This window comes from Streptomyces sp. P9-2 (assembly GCF_051903975.1).
In the GTDB taxonomy this organism is placed as follows: Bacteria; Actinomycetota; Actinomycetes; order Streptomycetales; family Streptomycetaceae; genus Streptomyces; species Streptomyces cellulosae.
The window spans coordinates 7,161,204-7,180,675 of sequence record NZ_CP192633.1 but is presented as its reverse complement, the minus strand read 5'-3'; the positions used below and the strand labels follow the sequence as shown (position 1 = coordinate 7,180,675).

Below are 19,472 nucleotides of genomic sequence, written 5' to 3'. Positions count from 1 at the left end.
ACGACGGCGGCCAACTTTCCTGCTCCGCAGGAAAGTTGATGCCCCGTCACTCCGTTCCGGGGCCCGGAATTGCTCCGCAATTCCGGGCAGGAATTCGCTCCGCGAATTCCTGCAGGCGGCAGCTGAATGGAGCGGGTCGGCTAGAAATGAACGTAAGGGAAACATACACCCCCTCAGAAAATCCAACACCGATACAGGATTCAGATTCCTCGGAACCCTCCAACTCATAAACCGAACTGACCTCCCCTCAATTCCCCTACCAAAGCCCAGAACACCCCCGCCGCAAAATACACGACAACCCATAACCACAGCCCCCAGAGTGCGGAGACCCCCCAACTCCAAACCCCGCCAACAACCCCACCCACCATCCCCCACGGACCCCAACCCAAGGGCCTGCCAGCCTCCAGCCAAGCGCGGCGGCGGAGCCGACGCGCAACAGCCACGAGGCTGCTCCCGATCCCCGACGCCGACGCTCGACCACACCCGCCCCCCATTCCTCACTCTCCTTCAACCGGTACCGGAAAAGTGGCAGCAGAGGGGATGTCAGCAGGCTGACCACGCGCCTGCAGAGCAGTTGACCTGGGATGACGTAGAAGCCGGCCATCAGGCCGCGCAACCTCCGGCGCAACACCTGACGCAACATTAGGCGCAACGCTGTACGCGACACGGGGTGCAACAGGTCTTCCCATCAAGCGCCACATCCACTATTATTTGAAGTCCTGGGGGAGGCGACCCCCGGGAACCGCAGAAGTCCAACGAAGGGGAAGGCATGGAGATCCAGATCTCTGACGGAATCGTCCGCCGAGTGCACGGCGGTAAGGATGCACCCATGACCGGCCTTGCAATTCAAGCCCGTACGGTCGCGAACTTCCTGCCCTTGCTCGTTCAGCGGGTGGGCGCGAACATCGTGCACAACTCCGACGCGAATTACACCGGAATTCGGTTCGACACCAAGGTTGGCCCGGTGGTGCTGGAAATACCGACGGGTGACCGTCCTTACCGGCTCGTTCACGAACTCCCGGAGCCGGACGACAACGGGCGCACCGAAGTGGAAATGCGGCGATTCCCCCAGATCTACAAGCCGCAGGGCATCGCGCACATCACGGCCGAGTTCCTCCGGTCGCGCGGATTCCTGAAGTAGTCCGCCTGGGGGCGTCCCGTCCGGGACGCCCCCTTTTTATCCGGCAGCAGCACGAGGGGAAGGGACGTCATGGAGAGCACGCGGATCGCGGAGCATGCCGAGGAGGCCGGAGCGCCGCTCACGGTGGCGGAGCAGGAGCAGGCCGCTTATGCGCTGCGGGGGCTGGCGCGCCGTGCGGGTGACCCGGAGGCGCAGCGGGTGCCGCAGGAGCAGTTGGAGATGGTCCGGCCGTTCTTCGAGCTGGGTTGGGCAATGGGTGTGCGCAGCGGGCACACGGGTCCGGCCCTGGCGGATGTGCCGGTCGACCGCGTCACAGTGGCGCGCGCGTTCGTCTTGCTGAGGGTCGCGCGAATGGCCGACCCGATGGTTGTCGCCGTCGCCCGGAGTTTGGACCCGCAGCACGCCGGGCCGGTGCTGTGGCAGAAGGTCGACTATCACGGCAGCGTGACGCAGCGTCACGGTACCTTTTGGGTGAGCGCGATTCACGCCCACGCGCGCCCGTTGGGCGAGGCCCCGGAGCTGCGCTACGACCTGTGTGAGATGCACGGTGTCACACCGGTGCCGAAGGTCACGAACGTGCGCAGGACGAGTCTGACGCCGTTGCCTGAGTACCGCATGGGCTGAGTGTGCTGGTCAGGGGTGGGTTCACCCACCCCTGAAACACACTATTATTGAATTTGTTCGGGGGGCGGTGGCCCCGCCCCCCGAACCGCAGAAGCCAACACGAAGGGGAGAACACCGCATGACTCAGCAGTTCGCCGAACGCGCCACGAACGTTGCCCCTACCGGTGCCCGAAACGCTGAACTCGCCGACCTGGTCCGCATCCTGGAGGACCAGAACCGGCGCAAGCTGGACGTGATCACCCCCGCGTCCGCGCTGCGGTTCCGTGAGGGCAACGTGCACGTCGAGGGAGTCGAGTCCCTGATCACCGAGGACGGTGTCACGGACGTCGACGGCATCTACCGGCCCACCGCCGTTGCCGACGAGGGGATCGCGGAGAAGCTCCGTATTCCGCTCGCCTACCTGCGCCGCATGCGCGCCGAAAACGTCCCGCTGCTGGACGAGAACGTGAACGCGTGGCTGCGTGAGGAGCCGCAGCGCCGTTTCATGCTCCGCGCGTTCCGGGGCGAGAACGGCCCCGGCATGCCGCCAGCCGAGGGCGTGGCCCGCGCGCTGCTGTCCGACAGCTACAAGCTAATGGACAACTTCGACATGCTGCTCGCCGCCCTTGACGGGGTGAAGCAGTCCGGCCACCCCACCCGCGTGACGGGGTGCGACCTGACCGACCGGCGCATGTACGTGCGCGTCGAGTCCGAGGCCGTCGCCATCCAGGCCCCCGACCTGCTGCGCGGCTACCGCTCCCCGTTCGACGGCCGCAGCGGTGACGAACTGCCCGTGATCTCCGCCGGGTTCGTCATCAGCAACAGCGAAGTCGGTTCGGGGGCGTACACCATCACCCCGCGCGCTGTCATCCAGGTCTGCCGCAACGGCCTGACCGAGACCAAGGACGTCATGCGCGCCGTGCACCTCGGAGGCAAGCACGACGAGGGCGTTGTGTCCTGGTCCGGGCAGACCCAGCGCAAGACGCTGGAGCTGATCACGTCCAAGACCGCCGACGCAGTGCGTACGTTCCTGTCGCGTGAGTACGTCGAGGCCAAGGTGCGCCAGGTGGAGGCCGCCGCCGGTAAGGCGCTGGCCGAGCCGACGAAGACGATCGAACACGTCGCCAAGTCGCTCAGCATCGGCACCGAGGCCAAGGACATGATCCTTTCTCACTTCATCCGGGGCGGTCAGATGACGGCCGGGGGCGTGATGAACGCCGTCACCTCCACCGCGCAGACCCTCACCGACGCCGACCAGGCCGCCGCCCTCGAAGCGCTCGCGCTCCCGGCCCTCACGGCCGCCGCCGCGCACGGCTAACCCCACGACCCCCGCGCGGGCCGGGGATCTTCTCGCCCTCCCCTCCCCCGGCCCGCGCGGGCCCCACACCACCACAGCGCACAGCGCTCCCGCCCGACAGGGGAGCGCGCAGCCGTGTCCGCCCGTGCGCGGCTGCGCAGCAGCCCGCACGCCACCAGTCCCCGCAGCGCAGCGCAGGGGACCCCACCCCGGCGGCGCGCAGCACCGCCGGCCCCTGGCTCCGGGCGCAGCCCGGAGCACCCCGCTGCGGGGGGAACTAGAGAGGAAGCCACCGTTCATGGCCAGGAGTTTCTTCGAACAGCCGAGGGAGCAGCCGCACACGCCCTACACCGTGGCGCGCGCCGCCCTTGAGTTCCTGGGAGACCAGTGGACCGCGCTGCCCGGCCCGTGGGGGACCACCGGGCACCTGCGCAGCCCCGACCGCATCCCGTTCACCGTCGGTGTGTGCGAGGCCGGACACCTCTACCTGCGCAACGACTCCGCAGGAGACAGCACCCACCTGCCCTACGACTCCAGCGCCGACCTCGCGCGCATCGGCCGGGCCGTCGCCGAAGCCATCGGCGGTCTGTACTGACCGGCCCCGCCAAGAAGCCCGCAGCACGTCGGCCACCGATCCGTGAGGAGCCGCATCATGCCCGCACGCCCGGAACTCATACGCCCTGCCGATGCCGCCATCGCGGCCGCCATGAGCCGCGCCCTGACCGCGCTCGCCCTGGTCATCCTGGCGCTCGGGGACGGAGAGCACACGCTGAACCTGGTGGCCGAGCGCACCGACGACACGTTCGTCCGGGGGCAGGCCGACCTCTCCACCGGCACCGATCCGGTGCGCCTGACCGTGCTGAACGAGGACGACTACGCGGCGCTGCGCACGCTGCTGGTGTTCGCTCTGGAAGGCAGCACCGTACGCGGCGCCGTCCTGGTCGCCACCACGGCCGCCGAGCCACATCCCCGTGCGTGCGGCTGGACCGTACGCGGCGGATGGCTGCACCCCATGGACACCGCCGAGCTCCAGCGGGCCGTCACCCCCTGCCCCGGTGTCCCCGCCGTACGGGGGGAGGTCTACGACGCGCCGGTCCTGCCCCAGATCACCGACACCGACGAGGAGGGCCCCCGTGGCTGACACGCCCCCCGTCACCGCCAACGGCTACTGCACCAACACCACCCCGGTCCCCGGCACCATCCGCACCGTCAACGCCAAGAGCACCGGACCGAAGTTCTTCCACCTGCACGGCCGCCGCTACGGCGAATGCCCGTGCGGAAAGGAAGTGTCCCTGACCGAGCGGGACAACCTGCGCCGCCACAAGCCGCCGCAGGAGTAGCCCACAGACGCCGTCCGCCGCCCCCGTCCCCCCGGCGGCGGACGGCCCGCCCCGGCCAGAGCGCCACTGGCCGAAGACCTGCCGCCCCGCCGCCCGCGCCCTCCCCTTCGGCGAGCGCGGGGCGGCAGGCCCCCGCTCACCGAACCGAACCGCCGAGGAGCCGCAGCCCATGACCAGCCCGAGCCTGACCGTCGACACGCCCGCCGGCACCGTGCGCGCCACCGCCGGCCCCCGCCAGGACGACGCCGTCGTCTTCGAGCTGGGCGGGGCGATGCGCGGCAGCGTGCACGTCACCGGCACCCACCACCCCCACCACTGGGACCAGTTCACCGCCGTACGCGCCTGCCTCGGCCCCGTCAACGCCTACCAGACCACCGCCCCCGACGACGCCCTACCGCGGCTCACCCGCAGCCGCACCCGCTACCACGGCAGCCTGACCCTCTACCCCGACGACTACGCCGACCGCCCCCAGGTCAGCGTGTACCCGATGACGTCCGCCGACGGACACGAGCCGCCCGAGAAAACGGCAGCGACGCTCACCGCCGTCCTGCGCGCCTGCGCCGCCCATGTCGCACAGCGCGACGACCTGCCCGTGATCCTGGACGTCTCCCGGCGCAGCGGGACACTGCCGCCCTGCTGCGCTTCCTCACCTGGTCGGCAGCCCACCACCAGGCCGAAGCCGCCCGCTTGGAGCGGGAGGCACTCGCAGCCCACCCCGCGCGGCGCGCCGCCGTGGCCGCCTGGTGAACCGTCGCCCGCTGGTTCCTCGCTTCCCCGCACCCGGTCCTGCTGCTGATGCTGGCCGACCTCCCCTACTCGGTACTCCCCAACTCGCTGGCCCGCACCGTCGCCGTGAAGCAGTGGTGGGCCCCGTACTGCCTCACCGCGGCCGCCAGAGAACACGAGCACACCCGCCGCGCCCAGGCCGAAGCCGACTCCCTGCGTGCCCAGCAGCGCTCACGGCGCCCGGCCCGCCGTCCGCAACCGTCCGCGCACGCTGCCCCGCACGCGGCGCGCCTGGAACTGGAGATGTCGTGACGATGCGCTGGTTGATGACCCTTGGAGAGCGCACCCGCCCCGAGACGCCCACTTACGCCGAGTGCCCGGGCCCGAACGAGGCCCGCGCCGTCGCCCTGGTCGACGACTGCGGCCAGCTCTTCCCCGTCCTGCTGGCGTGGCGGCGGGCCCTCGGCCGCGAAGTGACCGGCTGGGCCGAGCAGGTCGAGGCGGACGACGTCGAGAACCTCCCCGAGGACGTGACCGACGACTGGGGGCCCGGTCTGCGGCTGGACACGATGCCGGGCGGGTACGTGAAGGTCGCGGACTACCGCGACCACCAGCCGCCCGACGCGGTCACCGCCGGTCCCCGCATGCTCATGCGTTGATCTCGGCCTCAAAAGCCGCAGGTCAGGGGCGGGTTCACGCCACCCTAGATCACACTATTATGGATGTTGTGGGAGGGGGTTTTCTCCCCCACACCGCCCCCTCCCGCACCCAAGCGCCGACCGAAAGGGCCGCGATGCCCGAGGAGTTCACGTTCCCCCGCAACACCGGTTCGTACGGCTACCAGGTCCTCGACCGCCAGGACCCGAGCACCAGTTACGGCGTCGTCTGGCACGACCCGGAAGTGTGCCAGTGGGTCGCCGAGTATCCGGGCAACCGCCCGGGCAGCGGTGGCGGGATCCCCGAATTCGCCAGCCGGAAATGGGCCGCGCGCTTCCTGTACCGCTACCGCAAGCCTCAGCCGTCCGGCCGCACCTGACCCGCCGCCCGCCCGCCTCACACCGCCGCCAGTCACAGAAGGGACCGCGCATTGGCCACCTTCGGTCACATCACCCGCGAGCGCTGCGCCCAGCTGGGCCGCGCCCTCACGGCCGCCGGCCTTTCCTGGATGGACAACGGCCGCCAGGACAAGCCCGAGTTCCTGACCTACACCGCCACCGACGCGCACGGCCGCGAGTGGAGCATCAGCCCGGCCACCAGCAACCAGATCACCCCGTCCCGGCCCGCAAGTATCTGGCAGGCCCAGTGCACCGAGCCAATGCACCGGTCTCCGGTCCTGTCCGCCCGGGCGGTCGTCAACCACATCCGGGCGTTCCCCGCGTGACCGGCCCGCTGCGGGCCGTGGCGCCCCGAAGACTTCGACGACTGGTGCGAGACGTGCGGCGCAGCACCGGGCCAGTTCTGTAAGCCGACGTGCGACACCGGCTACACCGCCGAGGACTTCCTCCGAGACGCCGAGCCCCGCGACCAGGACGCGCCCGCGCCGCCCGAGCCGGGCGCCCACCACCCTCCCGAAGGAGTGAAGACGCCGCCACGCCGCGCGCCGGACCGCCTTGGCTCAGCCCAGCGCGTCCATCAGGGAGGTGACATAGGCATCCAGCCGCTCCTCCACGGCTCGTGTCGTCAGCTCGGTCCGTCCTGCCTCCCGCCACGGCTGCGCCACCGACTGCACTTCCTCCGAGAACGCTAGTGGCTCCCGCACCTGCCAATACAGCCGCTCGTCCGCGGCCGCGGCCAGCCTCCCGCCGGCCTCCTGGTACGCCTCGGTGAAGCGCAGGCCCCACGCCGGGCCATGCAGCAGCGCGAGATTGGTGGAACAGTGCGCCACGTCGAGGTCCGCCGGGCCCCAGGAGGCCGCCGCCCAGTCGACGACGCCGGTGATCCGGGCACCGACGGCGCCAGCCGGGTCCTCGGGCGGCAGGTCAAACAGCACGTTGGTGGGCTGGAAGTCCCGGTGTAGGAACCGTCCTTCGTAGCGTGGCGCGGGCTTGCGGATCACGTCGATGGCGGCGGCCCAGACTGCGGCGGCGGCGCCCTCGGGGGGCACGACCGTGTCGGCGGTCGTCAGCGCCACGTACTCCCGGGGCCGGTCGGCCGGCCGCACCGCGTGGACCGCCACGAGTTGACGGGCCAGCAGGGGCAGGCGCGTCTCCAGCCCCTCGTCGTCGAGGACCGTCCGGCCCGGCAGGTGGGTCATGAGGAGCGAGGGGTACTCGCAGTGCGCGGCGGTTGGGTCGACGGCGACGAGTCCGGGAGCCGGCACGCCGGTGCCGGTGAGCGTGGTCAGGGCGTCGGTCTCCCTGTGCAGGAGGTCCTCGGCCGGCCCCTGCCGGGTCGGGCCGACGAAGGAGCGCAGCACCAGGTGCCGGATGCCTCCGTCCCGCGTGCCGATGGTCAGCCTCCGCATGTCGGCGGCGGCGCCGCCGTGCAGCGCCTCGGCTCCGACGATCCGCTCGCCGGCCTCCAGGTGCCGGCGCACCCAGGCCAGTGTCAACGGTCGGACAGTCGCTGGCTTATCATGATTGGTCACCGTGTCACCTCATCATTCGGACGGCGGCACACGCGAACCCTTACGGGCCTGTCCGCGAGTCAGCGTGCAGGTGGCGGGTGGGGAAGTTGGGCGAGCAGATCTGGCCGCACCCATAGCGAGGGGTGGGGAATTTCAAAGAGCCCCTATCACTATCGCTAAGTCCCACGACGGTCACTCACTGTCCGTATCTCCGCCTGGAGACCATCCGGCAGAATCGAGTATTGCGCTCCGCCAGCAGGCGGCGTTCCGTACGGTGCAGGCCAACAATGCGCGTGTCGTCGACGAGTGGCTGCCCGTCAAGGACTGGTCGACCGATGCGGTCAAGGAATGGCACACCGACGCGCCGGTGCCGTACTGCTGGACGTACGATTCGGGCACCCGGTGCGGGCGACTGGGGCGGAACCTCCCGCTGCTCGTGTCGCTGTGCGTCTTCGCCTCCCCCGCCACGACGTGCTGCTCTCCATCGGCCGACGGCCGCGGCTGGCCGCCCTGTACGCCGAGGTCGAACAGGTCCGAGGCGACAGCTTCCGCGCTGACTGGCGCATCACCGATCTGATCCGGCACACCGCGGCCTGCGGAGCACCCGACCCCAGCGTGGTCTGCTCCGACGACGGCCCGGAGTTCACCGCCCTCGAGGAGCAGGTCCGCGCGGCCTTGGAGGAGGAGCCCCGCAAGGAGCCCGACCTGGCCCGGCGGACACGACGATCGCCGTGCGATTGCTGTGCCGCTCCGCTCTGAAGATGGCCCACACGTCGCTGATCTTTCTTGAAAGGCATACTGCTGATGATGACGACGACCACCCAGCGCCTCCTCGACCTCGCCGCGGCCGCACCAGCCACCCGCGACGAGGATCTGGTGCTGCTCCTGCGCGAAGCGAGTGAGCTGTACCAGCAGGGTTGTGCAGACCTGCGCGACACGGTGGCGGCTCGCTTCGCCGGGCTGTCCGGCGGGGATCTGGTGGCGGCCGCGACCGCGGCCGGCATGCCGTGCGATGCGTCCCAGGACCGCGACGAGCTGGTCCTGCTGCTCGCCCTGGCCGAGTGGGAGATGACTCCGGCGGCCCTGGCCTACTCGGAGATGGCCCAGGACGCGGCTCGCCGCGGTGTGTGCCTGATCCCGGAGGAATGACTTTTTCCTCGCGCCGGCCGGGAAAACCTGGGCAGCGTACTAGACCCCCACCCCAAACTCCTGCCATTATGTGAGTTGTGAGCCGGGCAGGCCGGCTCACCTCCGACAGGATGGACACCTCTGCCATGACCTCGCGCCGTGAGCCTCGCCTGGCCGACGCTGCCGAGATCGCGGCTGAACAGGGCCTGACGCCCGCGCGGATCAGCGGCCTCTACAACGACCGCGCCAAGAACGGCTTCCCCGAAATCGCCGACATGCGCGGCCGCGCCCGCCTGTGGGACCACGCGAAAGTCAGCGAGTGGTTCGCGAACCGCCCGCCGGCACGCCTGCGCGAGCACACACCGCCCGCCCGTGACCCGCAGGACCTGCTGAACGCCGCCGAGGCCTCGAGGTTCCTGGGCTACAAGAATCCCAACCAGGTCACCACCTTCGTCCGCGACCACCCCGGGTACTTCCCCGACCCGGACGTCGTCGAAGAGCTGGGCACCGCCGAAAACCCCTACCGCCGACAGCTGTGGCGCGTGCAGACCCTGCTGGACTGGATGGCCACCCGGCCGGGCCGCGGCAAGCACGCCGGCGCGAAGCGCACTGCCCCCGCACTGCCCGACGTCCCTGTCGACGGCGACCCCGACGAGCTCCTCGGAGCAACTCAGGCCGCGGCACTGCTGGGGTTCAAAAGCGTCAACTCCTTCTCCAGCAGCCTGTCCCAGGGCAATCTGCCCCTGCTGGAAACCCCCGACGCTCTCACGGAGAAGGGCGGGCGCCGACGGTGGACGCGCCGGCGCATCCTCGAGCAGGCCGCCCAACCCCGGGGCAGAAACCGGCGGTGAGCGCCCCTTCGCCCACCGCCCCATAGACGCGGCATCCGGTTACGGGTCGTTGGTCCCTTGCGGGCCGGGTGTCGCACGATGGCCGGCATGGCGTGACTCGCCACCACGCCCCGCAGCAGCCCCCGTCTGCTGCGGACCGGCCATCGCCGAACTTCTCATGGGGCCGCCCTCTTCCTGGTTCACCCACAGCCCCTTGCCGTAAAGCTGTCGAACTCCCCGGCAGGAGCAAGCTGCTCTGGCGCGCGGGCCCGTCCCGTGGTCGGGGCCATGGACGTCAGCAAAGACGCAGAGCGCGAGGCTGTTTCGACTTCGTGACCATGGTCGGGGCTTCCTGGTCGGGGGTCTGGTCGGGGCCTGCGGGTTTCCTGAAGCAGCAACCGGAAGGTCTCCGCCGGAGACCGCCACGGCCGCGGAAGGAAACGTCTCATGAGCAGCGCCGCACGGAGCACTCCGGCGACGAAACCGGCCCCCAGCCCCGCTGAGCCCTTGGCCCACCAAGTGCTGGCGGGGCTCGCCCAGCACCGCATCGCCACCACCAGCCAGTTGCGCCGGATGCTGCGCCCGGACGGCACGCGACAGCTGATGTCCCGTGTTCTGAACAGGCTGCGCTCCGACGGCTTCGTCGACTGCACGGTGCTGCCGGACGCGAACCGGACCCGTACCAACGCCTGGTACCTCACGCAGGAAGGCGCCCGGCTGACCCGTAACCTGCCCGTCCTGCGGGGGCGGCCGCCCTACCCCATCACCTCGACCGCGGCAGCGTCTCTGAAGACCCCGCATACACTCGCTGTCGTTCGCGCTCACCTTGCTTTCGCCGCAGACGCCCGCCGGCTCGGGCACGAGCACGGTCCATGGGACTGGACCCCTGAGGTGTCCCACTCCATCGGCGAGGGCGAGCGGATCGTGGCCGACGCGGTGATGTACTACACGGTCGTCGAGAGCGAACACCGGCGAAAGCTGCGCGCGTTCGTGGAAGTCGATCGCAGCACCATGAGCAGTGAGCGACTGGCCGTGAAGCTGATCGAATACGCCCGCCTGTTCCAGTACGAGGCCCAGCCCGTCGGCCGACGGAGGCAGGCCACCGCAGGTCCCGCCTGGCTGCGCTGGTATCCGGTCTTTCCACGTGTGCTCTTCGTGCTCACCGGCGCCTCCCGGGCCAGGCTGGAGAATCGGATGAGCGATCTGCAGGCAATGGTCGCCCAGCACCCGCTCGTGGCGGCCCTCGCCCGGGAAGTCCGGCTGGGAGCCGCCGTGCTTGAAGACCTGGAGCAGCACGGTCCCTCCCAGGACGTGTGGCTGCCTCTGGCCGGCGGCAGGACTCGCCCGTGGACGGATCTGTGAGCCGCCGGCGCAAGCGTTAAGTGCGGATCAGCCTGACGCCCCAGGACACCGGTCCTGGGGCGTCAGACGTATTCCTGAAACATCGTGATCGCTTGATCAGCGTGCTGCTCCCACTTGCTGTCAGACGCTCTGGCACAGCGGCGGCAGGAGTCCGTCGCCCGGCCAGAAGGGTCGCTCGGCCGCGAGGCCGGTGAGGTACGTGCCGACCTCGGTCAGGACCTTGGTGCGGTCGTCCGGTCCGTAGACGGTGAACTCCCCTGCTGCAGCGTCGAAGGCGCGCACGTGGCTTTCGGGGCCGGTGCAGATCAGGGCCCGGGCGACTTCGGGGAGTCCGAGGCTGAGGGCGTCGCACCTCTGTTTCTGCACAAGGTGCACCAGGTCGACGGTGACGCTCTCCCAGTCTCCGACTGTAGGCCAGTCGGCGCCGCCGTTCAGTTCGTGGGTGAGGGAGGCCAGCGGGATGATCTCGCCCGGCCGCCGTCCCTGGGTGAGCAGGGCGTGGATCCGGGTGCCGTCGGGCTGGAGCACCTGCGGGTGGAGCAGTGAATCGGCGGCGACGACGGTGGTGTTGATCTCCTGGGTTCCGGGGCCGGGGTAGTAGGGCTCGTGTGCGAAGAGCAGGTAGACGGCTGAGGTGCGGGCAGCGGTGTTGGGCTTGGACATGACGAGTGCTCCCTCCGGTGGTGAGGTGCCGGGCGTGTGCTGAGGTGCTGGCCGTGTCGTCGATCGGGCGCCAGGCGGCCGCCCCGCCTTGGGGGCCTGGTCGGCGTGGTCCGGCCGGGCCTGGGCAGGTGCGTGCTTGAGAATCTGGGCGACCTGGTCGGCGAGCTGGAGCATCAGCCGTTCGCAGGTGATGAGTGCGCATGAGGCCGAGCGTGTGTCTTGCGTCTGCAGCATGTCGGCGGCGTCCCACAGCAGGTGCTGGCCGATCTCGGCCGACCGGCGCAGTTCGTAGCGGTCGCTGCCGGCGGCGGCCTGGATGAGGCAGGTGTGCGGGGCGGCGAGGCGCCGGATGTAGCGGCAGGCGCTGGCTCCTTCGACGCTGCGGACGTGTTCGCGGGCCCGGGCGTCCAGCGTGGCCGGCAGGTGTTCGGCGAGCAAGATCGCTGGCAGGGCGACGTCGGCGGGGATGCCATCGGCCATGGCGAACAGGCCGGCGACCAGGCTGAAGAACGCGACCGCGACGGTGCCGAAGCGCAGCGAGGCGCGGATGCCGAGGGCCAGGCCGATGCGCCGGGCGGGGCGCCTGGTCAGCCAGCGCAGGGCCATGCGCTGCGTGGGTGTGGCCGATGGGGTGAGGACTCCGATCTGGTGGGGGAGTTCAGGCCGTGTACCGTCGCCCGGGACCGTCCAGGCGAGCCAGCCCCACCGGGTGCGCTCGTAGACGAGCACGGGTTCGCACTCGGCTGTGCAGGTGTGGTCGCGGACGTGGCCGGTTCGCGGGGCGCGTGCGTGTTCCGCCTCCCACCGGCCCGGGGCAGCCGCGAAGGGGTGCAGGTGCTGCGCGAACCCGGATGGCGATGGTGTGCGGCGGATGTCGGTCACGGGCTGCTTCCTTCCGGTTGGTCGGTCAGGCGGAGGCGCACGTCGTGCAGCGGCCGTCGCCGTCGGGGTGGGCTCGCTTGCGAGTCGGGCCGGGGCAGGTGCGGCACAGCGGCCAGCCGAGGCAGGTGGGGCAGAGGTCTTCGCCGGGGGCGGTGGCGGGCACGCCGCAGCCGGCGCACTCGACGAGGGCCCGGTAGGTGAGGGCTTGGGTCACGGAGCGGGCGGCGGCCGCTGTCGATGACCTGGTCGCGTCCACAAACGGTTCGTCCAGCGGGGCCGCGGCGGGGCGGGCGACGCTGGCGGGCGGCGGGTAGGCCTGGGCGGCGCGGAGCCGGGCGGCGATGATCGCGCCGATCGAGGTGCGCACCGGGTTCGGCAGCGGCCGGTCGGTGATGACGTGGCGCAGCTGCTCGGGACTCCAGCCGGCCTCCAGCATCACGGTCGCCACGCGGCCTTGATCAGTCAGTGCCGGCCCGGTCAGCAGCAGTTCGGGACGGCTCGCCCCGATGTCCAGCAGCAGCCGGATCCCCGCGTGCATCTCGTCCGCCGGAGGCGGTGGCTTCGGCGATGTTGTCGCGTGCGAGGGGGCCGTCCGTGCGTTCGTGCGCGCCGCGTCGCCGCGATCGCACGGACGGAGGGGGTTGGTCTTCTGCTTGTTGGTCTTCTTAACGATGGTGTTCTTAGTGCCGGGATCAGCCAACACTGGCTCAGCCAATCCTGGATAACCCGACTCTGGCTGTGAGCTGGGATTTTGCAGGGCGGGCAGGTCGGTGATGAAGTACAGGGCCTGCCCGAGCGTGCCGTCGGGGTTGCGGTCCCGGTCGCGCAGCAGGAATCCGTGGTGCTCCAGTTCCTCCAGGCCGGTGGTCACCGCGTCGACGCGTTCGCGGCCGTGTCGCGCCAGGTTGGCGACGGTGATCTGCCAGCCGTCCCGGTGGGTGCTGATGTAGCCGAACAGTCCCTTCGCCTTGAAGGAGATCCGGCTGTCCCTGAACAGCGCGTTGGCGATCTGCGTGAACTGGTCTCCGGCCATCACCCCGCGGCGGATGCCCGCGCCGAAGTCGGTGTCGCTGCTGGCTTCCCGGAAGGTGGATGCTGGGTCGATCGGGGGAACGTCCGGAGCGGCGGGACGGTCGGTGATGCTGTAGACGATCTCTCCGAGGGTGCCGTTGGGGCGGCGCACGCGATCGCGGACCAGGTAACCGAACTTCTCCAGCTCGTTCAGTCCTGCCCGCACCGCGTCCCGCCCGTCGGGGCCCAGGGCGACGAGGGCGGCGATGGTCACCAGCCATCCGTTGCGGTGGGTGCTGATGTAGCCGAAGAGGCCCTTGGCTCGGTACGAGATGCGGCTGTCGCGGAACAACCCGTTGGCGATCTGCGTGAACTGATCGGCCGCCATCACGCCGCGGCGGACCCCGGATCCGAAGCCGCTCATCGCGCCGTCCGGTACGCAGGCCGCGTGCGGTGGCCACGGCAGCGCACCGTGCCCGCCGGGGTGGGGCGGCCGGTGGGCGCGAAGGCGGAGGCGTACGTGCGTTCCATGCCGTCAGCTCATCCGCCGGCCCCGACCAGGCTGACGGCCATGAGCCCCGACCATCGGTCACGATCCGGCAACGCAGCCTTCTAGCTGCCGTGGTCGGGGTCGTGGTCGGGCCGACCACGCCGTGCCAGCACGGTGCGCAGTCGTTGCGCAGCCCCGATTGCGCAGCCTTCGTGGGCGTTGCGCAATGGGCCTGCGCAACCGATCGAGGGTCGTGCGCAGTCGGGTTGTGTGCCGCGGGTGCGCAGTACGGCCCGCGGATCCCGATGTCCTGTTGCGCAGGGTCGGGTGTGCCGATGCGCAGGCTGCCCCCGCGGGTCTGGTGGTGTCCTTCTGCGCGCTCGCGTACGGCGCCGGCCGGGGTGCGGCAGACGGGTGCCAGCGCATCCGTCGGTGGGGTGCCGGCGGATGACGCGGTGAGCGCCCACAGACCCAGGTTGGGTCCATGGTCGGGTCTGTGGTTGGGCCGACCATGGCCCCGACCACGGGCTTCGTGTCCCCATCGTGACCGTGGTCGGGGTCTCGTGGTTGGTGGTCGGGTCGGGGTCGGCGGGTTTTCTCAAGGTCAGTAATCACACGTTCTGACCTGGGAGTTTGACCATGTCTCCTGGCAAGCAGGCCTCACAGAGCGAGGCTGCTGCTCCGATGGCGGGTGGCGCCCGGTTGGAGGCGATGCGGCGCCGCGTCCGGCTCTCGCGCTTGGCGGTCTGGACGGTCATCGCGGCCGGCCCCGTCGCCCTGGCCGTCGCCGTCGCCTCCACCCCGACCACAGTCGAGGCGGCTACTCCGGCCAAGCCCACCGCCGTGCGCACCGCGGCGGCCGCCGCCAACCCGGCCGGCTATGCGCAGTTGTTCGTCAGCGCGTGGCTGCGCAGCAGCGCCGATGACGCGACGACTGCGCAGGCGCGGCTTGCGCAGTCGATGGCGCCGGACGTCGAGCTGCCCAACCCGGCAGCGGGTGCGCAGTCGTCGCCTGCGTCCGTGACCGCGGTGCGCAGTGCGCAGCGCGCGGACGGCGCGTGGTCGGTGACGGTGGCTGCGCAGTACGCCAACGGAACGGTGCGCTACTACACGGTGCCGGTGGCCGCCGACGCCTCGGGTGCCTCGTTCACGGTGCCCCGTGCGCCCGGCGTGGTGGCCGGCCCGGGCCGGGCCGAGGTGCCGAAGTCGCCGTACGGCGTGAACGTCCCGGAGGGTGAGCTGTCCTCAGCCGTAGGGGAGTTCCTCGCCGCCTACCTGACCGGTGCCGGCGAGGTCGACCGCTACCTCGCGCCCGGTGTGCAGATGTCGGCCGTCTCCCCCGCCCCATACACGGCGGTCTCCGTCGAGCAGGTGTCCGCGGTCGAGGAAGACGCGGCCGCCGAGAAGGTGCCGGCCGACGGCACGGCGGTGCGGGTCCTCGTCCGGGTGGAAGCCCGGGACGCCGGTGGTCGGTGGCCGCTGGCGTACGAGCTCACGCTCAAGGCCCGCTCCGGCCGGTGGGAAGTCGCGGCGCTTCAGTCCGGGACTCAGGGCGGGGGTGTCCGGTGAACACGATGCACAGCCTGGTGCTCGCCGGGCAGCTCAACGACCTCGGCGACTCGTGGATCAACATGTTCAAGGAGTGGGCGACCAAGGGTCTGCAGGCCGGTCTCGTCTGCCTCGTCGTCGTCATCATGATCCAGAAGTTCAGTCTCAAGGCGGGGATCGGCGCCCTGCTGCTGATGATCATCGCGCTTGGGCTGTACAACTCCCGCGAGAGTCTCGCGAACATGTTCGAGGACGAGGTGAAGAACCCGGCCAAGGGCGCACCCGTCGTCCCCGGCGTCGTTCAGTCCGAACTCCCGTCCTCTCGTGACCACTCGCGGGGCGTCGGGGGCTGGCTGTGACCGCGGCAGCGGCGCGGGTGGGCCGCTTCTACACCGCCGCCCGACGCCACCCATGGGTGCTGGGCAAGGTCGCCGACTGGAAGATCCCGCTCGGCCCCTACACGCCCGCGCAGATCGCGGTCGCCGTCGGCGGCGGTTTCCTCCTGATCAAGACCATCAGCTGGTGGTCGTGGATGGGCCCGGTCCCCATCGTCGCGTGGCTGCTGGCGATCTGGGCGGTACGTCGGCCGAAGATCCGGGGCCGTGCGCCGATGCAGGCCGCGTTGGGCTGGGTGCTGCTCGCCTGGCAGCCGCGAGGAGGGCGGATCGGTGGGCGGGCCGCCCGCGACCGAGTTGCCCGACCTCTCCTCGGCGGCTTCACGGTCGAGGGCGCGCCAGGGCTGGACCCGAAGGCCACACCCTCCCCTGTGGCTCGCCAAAGTGCTGCCTCTCGAGCGCCGCTTGCGCGGTCGGCCGCCGGTCGCTCGTCCGCGCGCCGGCCCACGGAGCCGATTGCTCCTGTCATGCCGGCGGGGCCGGTCTCTGGTGTGCAGCAGCTGCTCGCGCTCGCCCAGCAGGGGGGTGCGCGGTGAGGGTTCCAATCCGTCACATCGCCGGGCACCTCGTGTGGTCGACGCACGGCAGCGTGTGGGCCGTCTACCGCCTGCACCCTGGCCCGGACGCGCAGGGCCAGCGTGAGGAGACCGTCCAGGGCACGTACGTGCCCGCCGCCGTCCGCGACGAACAGCTCGCCAAAATCACGCACTTGGTGCGGTCGCTGTCCGGGGCACCGCGGCTGTTCGGGCTGTGCGCGCAGGTCGATCCGGGTGAGATCGCCCTCAAGATGATCGAGGGCATTGAGCCGGCCGAGCCGGCACCCGGTGCGGGTCGGCACCCGTGGGTGGAGAACGTCGAGGCCACCCTGGAGTTGCTGGACGACCAGGAGATGCACCGCCGCACCCTGTGGCTGGCCGTGCCCCTGCAGACCGAGACCGGCGGCCTGCAGGTCTCCGCGCAACTCGGCGCGGCGTGGGCAGAGATAGCGCCGATGCTGGGCATGCGCCCGGCACCGGTGGCCCGGCGTGAGGTGACCGCCTACCGCGAGCAGGCCTCCCGGGTGGAAGCCGCGCTCGCCGGCGGCATCGCCTTCCGCCCCGCCCGTCCGGCGGAGATCGTGTGGATGATCCAGCACGCGCTCCACCGCGGTCTTGCCGAGCCCCTGCTTGCCGAGGCCGAGACCAGCGAGTTGTACGGCGGGCAGATCCGGGACGGCGTGCTGCGCTCCCCCAGCTACGCCGACCTTGGCCAGGTCCGCCTGCAGGAGGGAGGCATCGACCCCGAGCTCGACGACGTCGACGAGCTGAAGACCGCGGGCCGGATCACCCGGTCGGGACGCAAGGCCTGGTGGCGGGTGAACACCGGCTCGCCGCTGGGGCGGCGCTGGCTGCAGGTCGAGTCCGACACCGGGGTGGGCTATCAGGCGCAGTTGGCGCTGGCCGAGTGCCCGCCCGCGGTCAGCCAGGACGCCGCGGACCTGTTCGCCCAGCTGGAGCTGCTCGACTTTCCCGTCGACTACACGGTCGACCTCACGCTGGTGCCCGCGGAGAAGGCCCGCGATCAGGTGCGGTGCAAGAAGAACGAACTGATCGACCAGGCCGACCAGTACGACGCCCGCCCGACTGGCATGCCGGCCTCGCTGACCGAGGCCGCCCGCGACTTGGGCGAGCTGGATGCCCGCCTGTCGCGCACGTCGGTCGAGGTTGAGGTGCAGTCGGTGACCGTGCTGACGGTGTGGGGGCCGACGGCGGCCGTCTGCGACGCCCGGGCCCGCGCCCTGGCCGCACTGCTCGGCGGAGCCGACTACCGCGCCGTGCGCCCGGCCGGCCTGCAGGAAGCTCTGTTCACCCTCGGCCTGCCCGGCACCGTACGGCCCGGCGTGGTGCGGGAGTTCACCCAGCACCAGATCAGTGAGGACTGGGCGCTTTCCGGGGCCTTCACCACCGCTCAGGTCGGCGACCCCAACGGGATGTTCCTCGGCATCGACCTGGACTGCGGTACCACCCGCCCCGTCATGATCAACGTGGCGGACGCGCCCAAGGTCGACGCGTCCGCGTCGATGGGGATCGTCGGGGATCTCGGCGCGGGCAAGAGCGTGCTGCAGAAGCTGATCGCAGAGGCGGTGTGGGCGCGCGGCGGCTGCGCAATCTGCATCGACCGCACTCCGGTCCGTGAGTGGGCCACCTTCGCCCGCAGCGCGGCCAAGGGCCGGGCCCAGATCATCGACGCCGCCCAGGCCGAGGTCTCCATCGACCCGCTGCGCATGTTCAGCGGGCCCGAAGGACGGCACTACGCCCTGTCCTACCTCACCCTGCAGCTCGGCATTGGTCCGATGAGCACCAACGGCGAGGTCCTCCACCACGCCGTCGAGCAGGCAGCCGCCGGCCCGGAGCCGTCCATGCACCGCGTCCTTGAGGTCCTCGAGGAGATGGCCACGCACGAGGTGGGCAAGCGGAAGGACTCGGCCTCGACCCTCGCCGGACTCATCCGCGTCGTCGCCAGCAACTCCCTGGCCCGGATGGTCTTCGACCCGACGCTGCCGCCGGTGCGGCTGGACGCCTCCAGCACCACCGACATGATCGTGATCACCACGACCGGGCTGAAACTGCCTCCCAAGGCAGCGTTCGACAAGCCGGAGGTCCTGCACCAGCAGCCGCTGGAGGCGCTGATCGGCCGCGCGGTGCTCTACCTGATCGCCGCGATCGCCCGACAGACCGCCTTCGAGGACCCCGAGCGGTTCACCCAGGTGGTCCTGGACGAGTTGTACTGGCTGACCTCCTCTGCCGAGGGCACCGCCCTGGTCCACGAGATCCTCCACGACGGCCGCAAGCACGGCGCCGGGCTCCTGGCGGGCTCGCACGACGCCGAGGAACTCGGCCCGGACCGCGGCCTCATGGCCTACCGCGCGCTCGCCCGCACCACCGACCGCGAACGAGCCCGCCGCGGCCTGGAGTTCGTCGGGCTCGATCCCAACGACGACGCACTGGTGCGGCTGGTGACCACCGGCCTGTCCCCCGTCGGCCAGAAGGGGCGAGAGGGCGAGTTCCTGCTGACCTGCCCGCGTCAGAACACCGGCCGGATCAAGGTCTCCATCCCCCGCATCCCACGCATCACCACCTCCATCACCACCACGCCAGGACGCCGCACGAGCGCTGCCCCGCCTTCCGTAACCGGTGCTGGTGAGGCCGTGGATGGCCATCCGAAGGAGTACGTCCGATGACCACGTCTTCCTGGAACCGCGCCCGGCGCGTCGCCGCGGCCGCTAGCGTCCTCACCGTTCTCGCCGTCGTCGCGGGCGCGGTCATCCTCGCCCTTGGGGTGGGCGTGCCAGACGGTTGGTGGCCGCACACCGGACAGGCCTTCGCCACCAGCACCGCGTCCGCTGGAGGGCAGGACGTGACTGGTGCAGCGTGGATGTTGGGCACCGCCGGGGCCGGTGTAGCTGCCCTGGTGGTGTGTCGGCCTCGGTCCGCCGCTGGGCAAAGGCGGC

Annotated in this window: 22 protein-coding genes; 19 read left to right on the top strand and 3 right to left on the bottom strand. The window is 70.7% G+C overall.

The features are described 5' to 3' along the window. Window positions 1-769 precede the first annotated feature (769 nt). From ACQY0Z_RS32540 to ACQY0Z_RS32490, 11 genes are all read left to right on the top strand, one after another. Window positions 770-1,141, top strand: a complete 372-nt coding sequence (locus ACQY0Z_RS32540; protein WP_215189410.1) for a hypothetical protein — start codon at window positions 770-772, stop codon at window positions 1,139-1,141. 69 nt (window positions 1,142-1,210) lie between these two features. Next, on the top strand, window positions 1,211-1,765 hold the full coding sequence (locus ACQY0Z_RS32535) for a hypothetical protein (RefSeq protein ID WP_439813332.1): 555 nt from the start codon (window positions 1,211-1,213) through the stop codon (window positions 1,763-1,765). Window positions 1,766-1,883: 118 nt separating this feature from the next. Further along, a complete protein-coding gene (locus tag ACQY0Z_RS32530) occupies window positions 1,884-3,062 on the top strand; it encodes a DUF932 domain-containing protein (protein WP_439813331.1) in 1,179 nt (392 codons plus the stop codon). Between the two features lie 277 nt (window positions 3,063-3,339). Next, complete coding sequence (locus tag ACQY0Z_RS32525; protein WP_439813330.1) at window positions 3,340-3,636, top strand: hypothetical protein; 297 nt, start codon at window positions 3,340-3,342, stop codon at window positions 3,634-3,636. A gap of 57 nt (window positions 3,637-3,693) precedes the next feature. Beyond that, window positions 3,694-4,182 carry a hypothetical protein gene (locus ACQY0Z_RS32520; protein ID WP_439813329.1) on the top strand — a complete coding sequence of 163 codons (489 nt, stop codon included), beginning with the start codon at window positions 3,694-3,696 and terminating at the stop codon, window positions 4,180-4,182. Next, window positions 4,175-4,381 (top strand): hypothetical protein, encoded by a 207-nt coding sequence (locus ACQY0Z_RS32515; RefSeq protein ID WP_439813328.1) that lies wholly within the window; start codon window positions 4,175-4,177, stop codon window positions 4,379-4,381. The genes ACQY0Z_RS32520 and ACQY0Z_RS32515 overlap by 8 nt, the downstream gene beginning before the upstream one ends. Before the next feature lie 169 nt (window positions 4,382-4,550). Next, entirely contained in the window at window positions 4,551-5,177 is a 627-nt protein-coding gene (locus ACQY0Z_RS32510; protein WP_439813327.1) for a hypothetical protein, read from the top strand. Beyond that, window positions 5,177-5,419 carry a hypothetical protein gene (locus tag ACQY0Z_RS32505; RefSeq protein ID WP_439813326.1) on the top strand — a complete coding sequence of 81 codons (243 nt, stop codon included), beginning with the start codon at window positions 5,177-5,179 and terminating at the stop codon, window positions 5,417-5,419. The genes ACQY0Z_RS32510 and ACQY0Z_RS32505 overlap by 1 nt, the downstream gene beginning before the upstream one ends. A gap of 14 nt (window positions 5,420-5,433) precedes the next feature. After that, window positions 5,434-5,766 carry a hypothetical protein gene (locus ACQY0Z_RS32500; protein ID WP_439813325.1) on the top strand — a complete coding sequence of 111 codons (333 nt, stop codon included), beginning with the start codon at window positions 5,434-5,436 and terminating at the stop codon, window positions 5,764-5,766. A gap of 134 nt (window positions 5,767-5,900) precedes the next feature. Next, window positions 5,901-6,143 carry a hypothetical protein gene (locus ACQY0Z_RS32495; protein WP_439813324.1) on the top strand — a complete coding sequence of 81 codons (243 nt, stop codon included), beginning with the start codon at window positions 5,901-5,903 and terminating at the stop codon, window positions 6,141-6,143. Window positions 6,144-6,194: 51 nt separating this feature from the next. Then, on the top strand, window positions 6,195-6,488 hold the full coding sequence (locus ACQY0Z_RS32490) for a hypothetical protein (RefSeq protein WP_019525438.1): 294 nt from the start codon (window positions 6,195-6,197) through the stop codon (window positions 6,486-6,488). Window positions 6,489-6,722: 234 nt separating this feature from the next. On the opposite strand, the gene ACQY0Z_RS32485 is transcribed toward ACQY0Z_RS32490, so the two are convergent. Continuing rightward, on the bottom strand, window positions 6,723-7,658 hold the full coding sequence (locus ACQY0Z_RS32485; protein ID WP_439813323.1) for a phosphotransferase family protein: 936 nt from the start codon (window positions 7,656-7,658) through the stop codon (window positions 6,723-6,725). Window positions 7,659-8,117: 459 nt separating this feature from the next. On the opposite strand from ACQY0Z_RS32485, the gene ACQY0Z_RS32480 reads away from it, so the two are divergent. The 4 genes from ACQY0Z_RS32480 (at window position 8,118) to ACQY0Z_RS32465 (ending at window position 10,993) form a co-directional block, all read left to right on the top strand. Continuing rightward, a complete protein-coding gene (locus ACQY0Z_RS32480) occupies window positions 8,118-8,432 on the top strand; it encodes a hypothetical protein (protein WP_439813322.1) in 315 nt (104 codons plus the stop codon). 48 nt (window positions 8,433-8,480) lie between these two features. Then, window positions 8,481-8,822, top strand: a complete 342-nt coding sequence (locus tag ACQY0Z_RS32475) for a hypothetical protein (protein ID WP_439813321.1) — start codon at window positions 8,481-8,483, stop codon at window positions 8,820-8,822. 125 nt (window positions 8,823-8,947) lie between these two features. Continuing rightward, window positions 8,948-9,652 carry a hypothetical protein gene (locus ACQY0Z_RS32470; protein ID WP_439813320.1) on the top strand — a complete coding sequence of 235 codons (705 nt, stop codon included), beginning with the start codon at window positions 8,948-8,950 and terminating at the stop codon, window positions 9,650-9,652. Window positions 9,653-10,078: 426 nt separating this feature from the next. Further along, window positions 10,079-10,993 (top strand): replication-relaxation family protein, encoded by a 915-nt coding sequence (locus tag ACQY0Z_RS32465; RefSeq protein ID WP_439813319.1) that lies wholly within the window; start codon window positions 10,079-10,081, stop codon window positions 10,991-10,993. A 120-nt stretch (window positions 10,994-11,113) separates the two neighbouring features. On the opposite strand, the gene ACQY0Z_RS32460 is transcribed toward ACQY0Z_RS32465, so the two are convergent. Both ACQY0Z_RS32460 and ACQY0Z_RS32455 read right to left on the bottom strand, forming a co-directional pair. Continuing rightward, window positions 11,114-12,538, bottom strand: coding sequence for a hypothetical protein (locus ACQY0Z_RS32460; RefSeq protein WP_439813318.1), 1,425 nt, complete (start codon window positions 12,536-12,538; stop codon window positions 11,114-11,116). Window positions 12,539-12,563: 25 nt separating this feature from the next. Continuing rightward, complete coding sequence (locus tag ACQY0Z_RS32455; RefSeq protein ID WP_439813317.1) at window positions 12,564-13,973, bottom strand: hypothetical protein; 1,410 nt, start codon at window positions 13,971-13,973, stop codon at window positions 12,564-12,566. Between the two features lie 705 nt (window positions 13,974-14,678). Here ACQY0Z_RS32455 and ACQY0Z_RS32450 point away from each other — a divergent pair. The 4 genes from ACQY0Z_RS32450 to ACQY0Z_RS32435 are packed head-to-tail and all read left to right on the top strand — an operon-like array spanning window position 14,679 to window position 19,202. Beyond that, a complete protein-coding gene (locus ACQY0Z_RS32450) occupies window positions 14,679-15,608 on the top strand; it encodes a conjugal transfer protein (protein WP_439813316.1) in 930 nt (309 codons plus the stop codon). Further along, window positions 15,605-15,946 (top strand): hypothetical protein, encoded by a 342-nt coding sequence (locus ACQY0Z_RS32445; protein WP_189891857.1) that lies wholly within the window; start codon window positions 15,605-15,607, stop codon window positions 15,944-15,946. Before ACQY0Z_RS32450 ends, ACQY0Z_RS32445 begins: the two co-directional genes overlap by 4 nt. Further along, complete coding sequence (locus ACQY0Z_RS32440) at window positions 15,943-16,518, top strand: hypothetical protein (protein WP_439813315.1); 576 nt, start codon at window positions 15,943-15,945, stop codon at window positions 16,516-16,518. Before ACQY0Z_RS32445 ends, ACQY0Z_RS32440 begins: the two co-directional genes overlap by 4 nt. After that, window positions 16,515-19,202: an ATP-binding protein gene (locus tag ACQY0Z_RS32435; protein ID WP_037778784.1), complete on the top strand. Its 2,688-nt coding sequence runs from the start codon at window positions 16,515-16,517 to the stop codon at window positions 19,200-19,202. Before ACQY0Z_RS32440 ends, ACQY0Z_RS32435 begins: the two co-directional genes overlap by 4 nt. Window positions 19,203-19,472 lie beyond the last annotated feature (270 nt).

Bases quoted from the DNA above. Each gene is read 5' to 3' on its own strand.
- ACQY0Z_RS32495 (WP_439813324.1), top strand. From the start codon at position 5,901: ATGCCCGAGGAGTTCACGTTCCCCCGCAACACCGGTTCGTACGGCTAC.
- ACQY0Z_RS32540 (WP_215189410.1), top strand. From the start codon at position 770: ATGGAGATCCAGATCTCTGACGGAATCGTCCGCCGAGTGCACGGCGGT.
- ACQY0Z_RS32520 (WP_439813329.1), top strand. From the start codon at position 3,694: ATGCCCGCACGCCCGGAACTCATACGCCCTGCCGATGCCGCCATCGCG.
- ACQY0Z_RS32470 (WP_439813320.1), top strand. From the start codon at position 8,948: ATGACCTCGCGCCGTGAGCCTCGCCTGGCCGACGCTGCCGAGATCGCG.
- ACQY0Z_RS32455 (WP_439813317.1), bottom strand. From the start codon at position 13,973: ATGAGCGGCTTCGGATCCGGGGTCCGCCGCGGCGTGATGGCGGCCGAT.
- ACQY0Z_RS32475 (WP_439813321.1), top strand. From the start codon at position 8,481: ATGACGACGACCACCCAGCGCCTCCTCGACCTCGCCGCGGCCGCACCA.
- ACQY0Z_RS32505 (WP_439813326.1), top strand. From the start codon at position 5,177: ATGCTGGCCGACCTCCCCTACTCGGTACTCCCCAACTCGCTGGCCCGC.
- ACQY0Z_RS32535 (WP_439813332.1), top strand. From the start codon at position 1,211: ATGGAGAGCACGCGGATCGCGGAGCATGCCGAGGAGGCCGGAGCGCCG.
- ACQY0Z_RS32525 (WP_439813330.1), top strand. From the start codon at position 3,340: ATGGCCAGGAGTTTCTTCGAACAGCCGAGGGAGCAGCCGCACACGCCC.
- ACQY0Z_RS32465 (WP_439813319.1), top strand. From the start codon at position 10,079: ATGAGCAGCGCCGCACGGAGCACTCCGGCGACGAAACCGGCCCCCAGC.
- ACQY0Z_RS32510 (WP_439813327.1), top strand. From the start codon at position 4,551: ATGACCAGCCCGAGCCTGACCGTCGACACGCCCGCCGGCACCGTGCGC.
- ACQY0Z_RS32450 (WP_439813316.1), top strand. From the start codon at position 14,679: ATGTCTCCTGGCAAGCAGGCCTCACAGAGCGAGGCTGCTGCTCCGATG.
- ACQY0Z_RS32500 (WP_439813325.1), top strand. From the start codon at position 5,434: ATGACCCTTGGAGAGCGCACCCGCCCCGAGACGCCCACTTACGCCGAG.
- ACQY0Z_RS32530 (WP_439813331.1), top strand. From the start codon at position 1,884: ATGACTCAGCAGTTCGCCGAACGCGCCACGAACGTTGCCCCTACCGGT.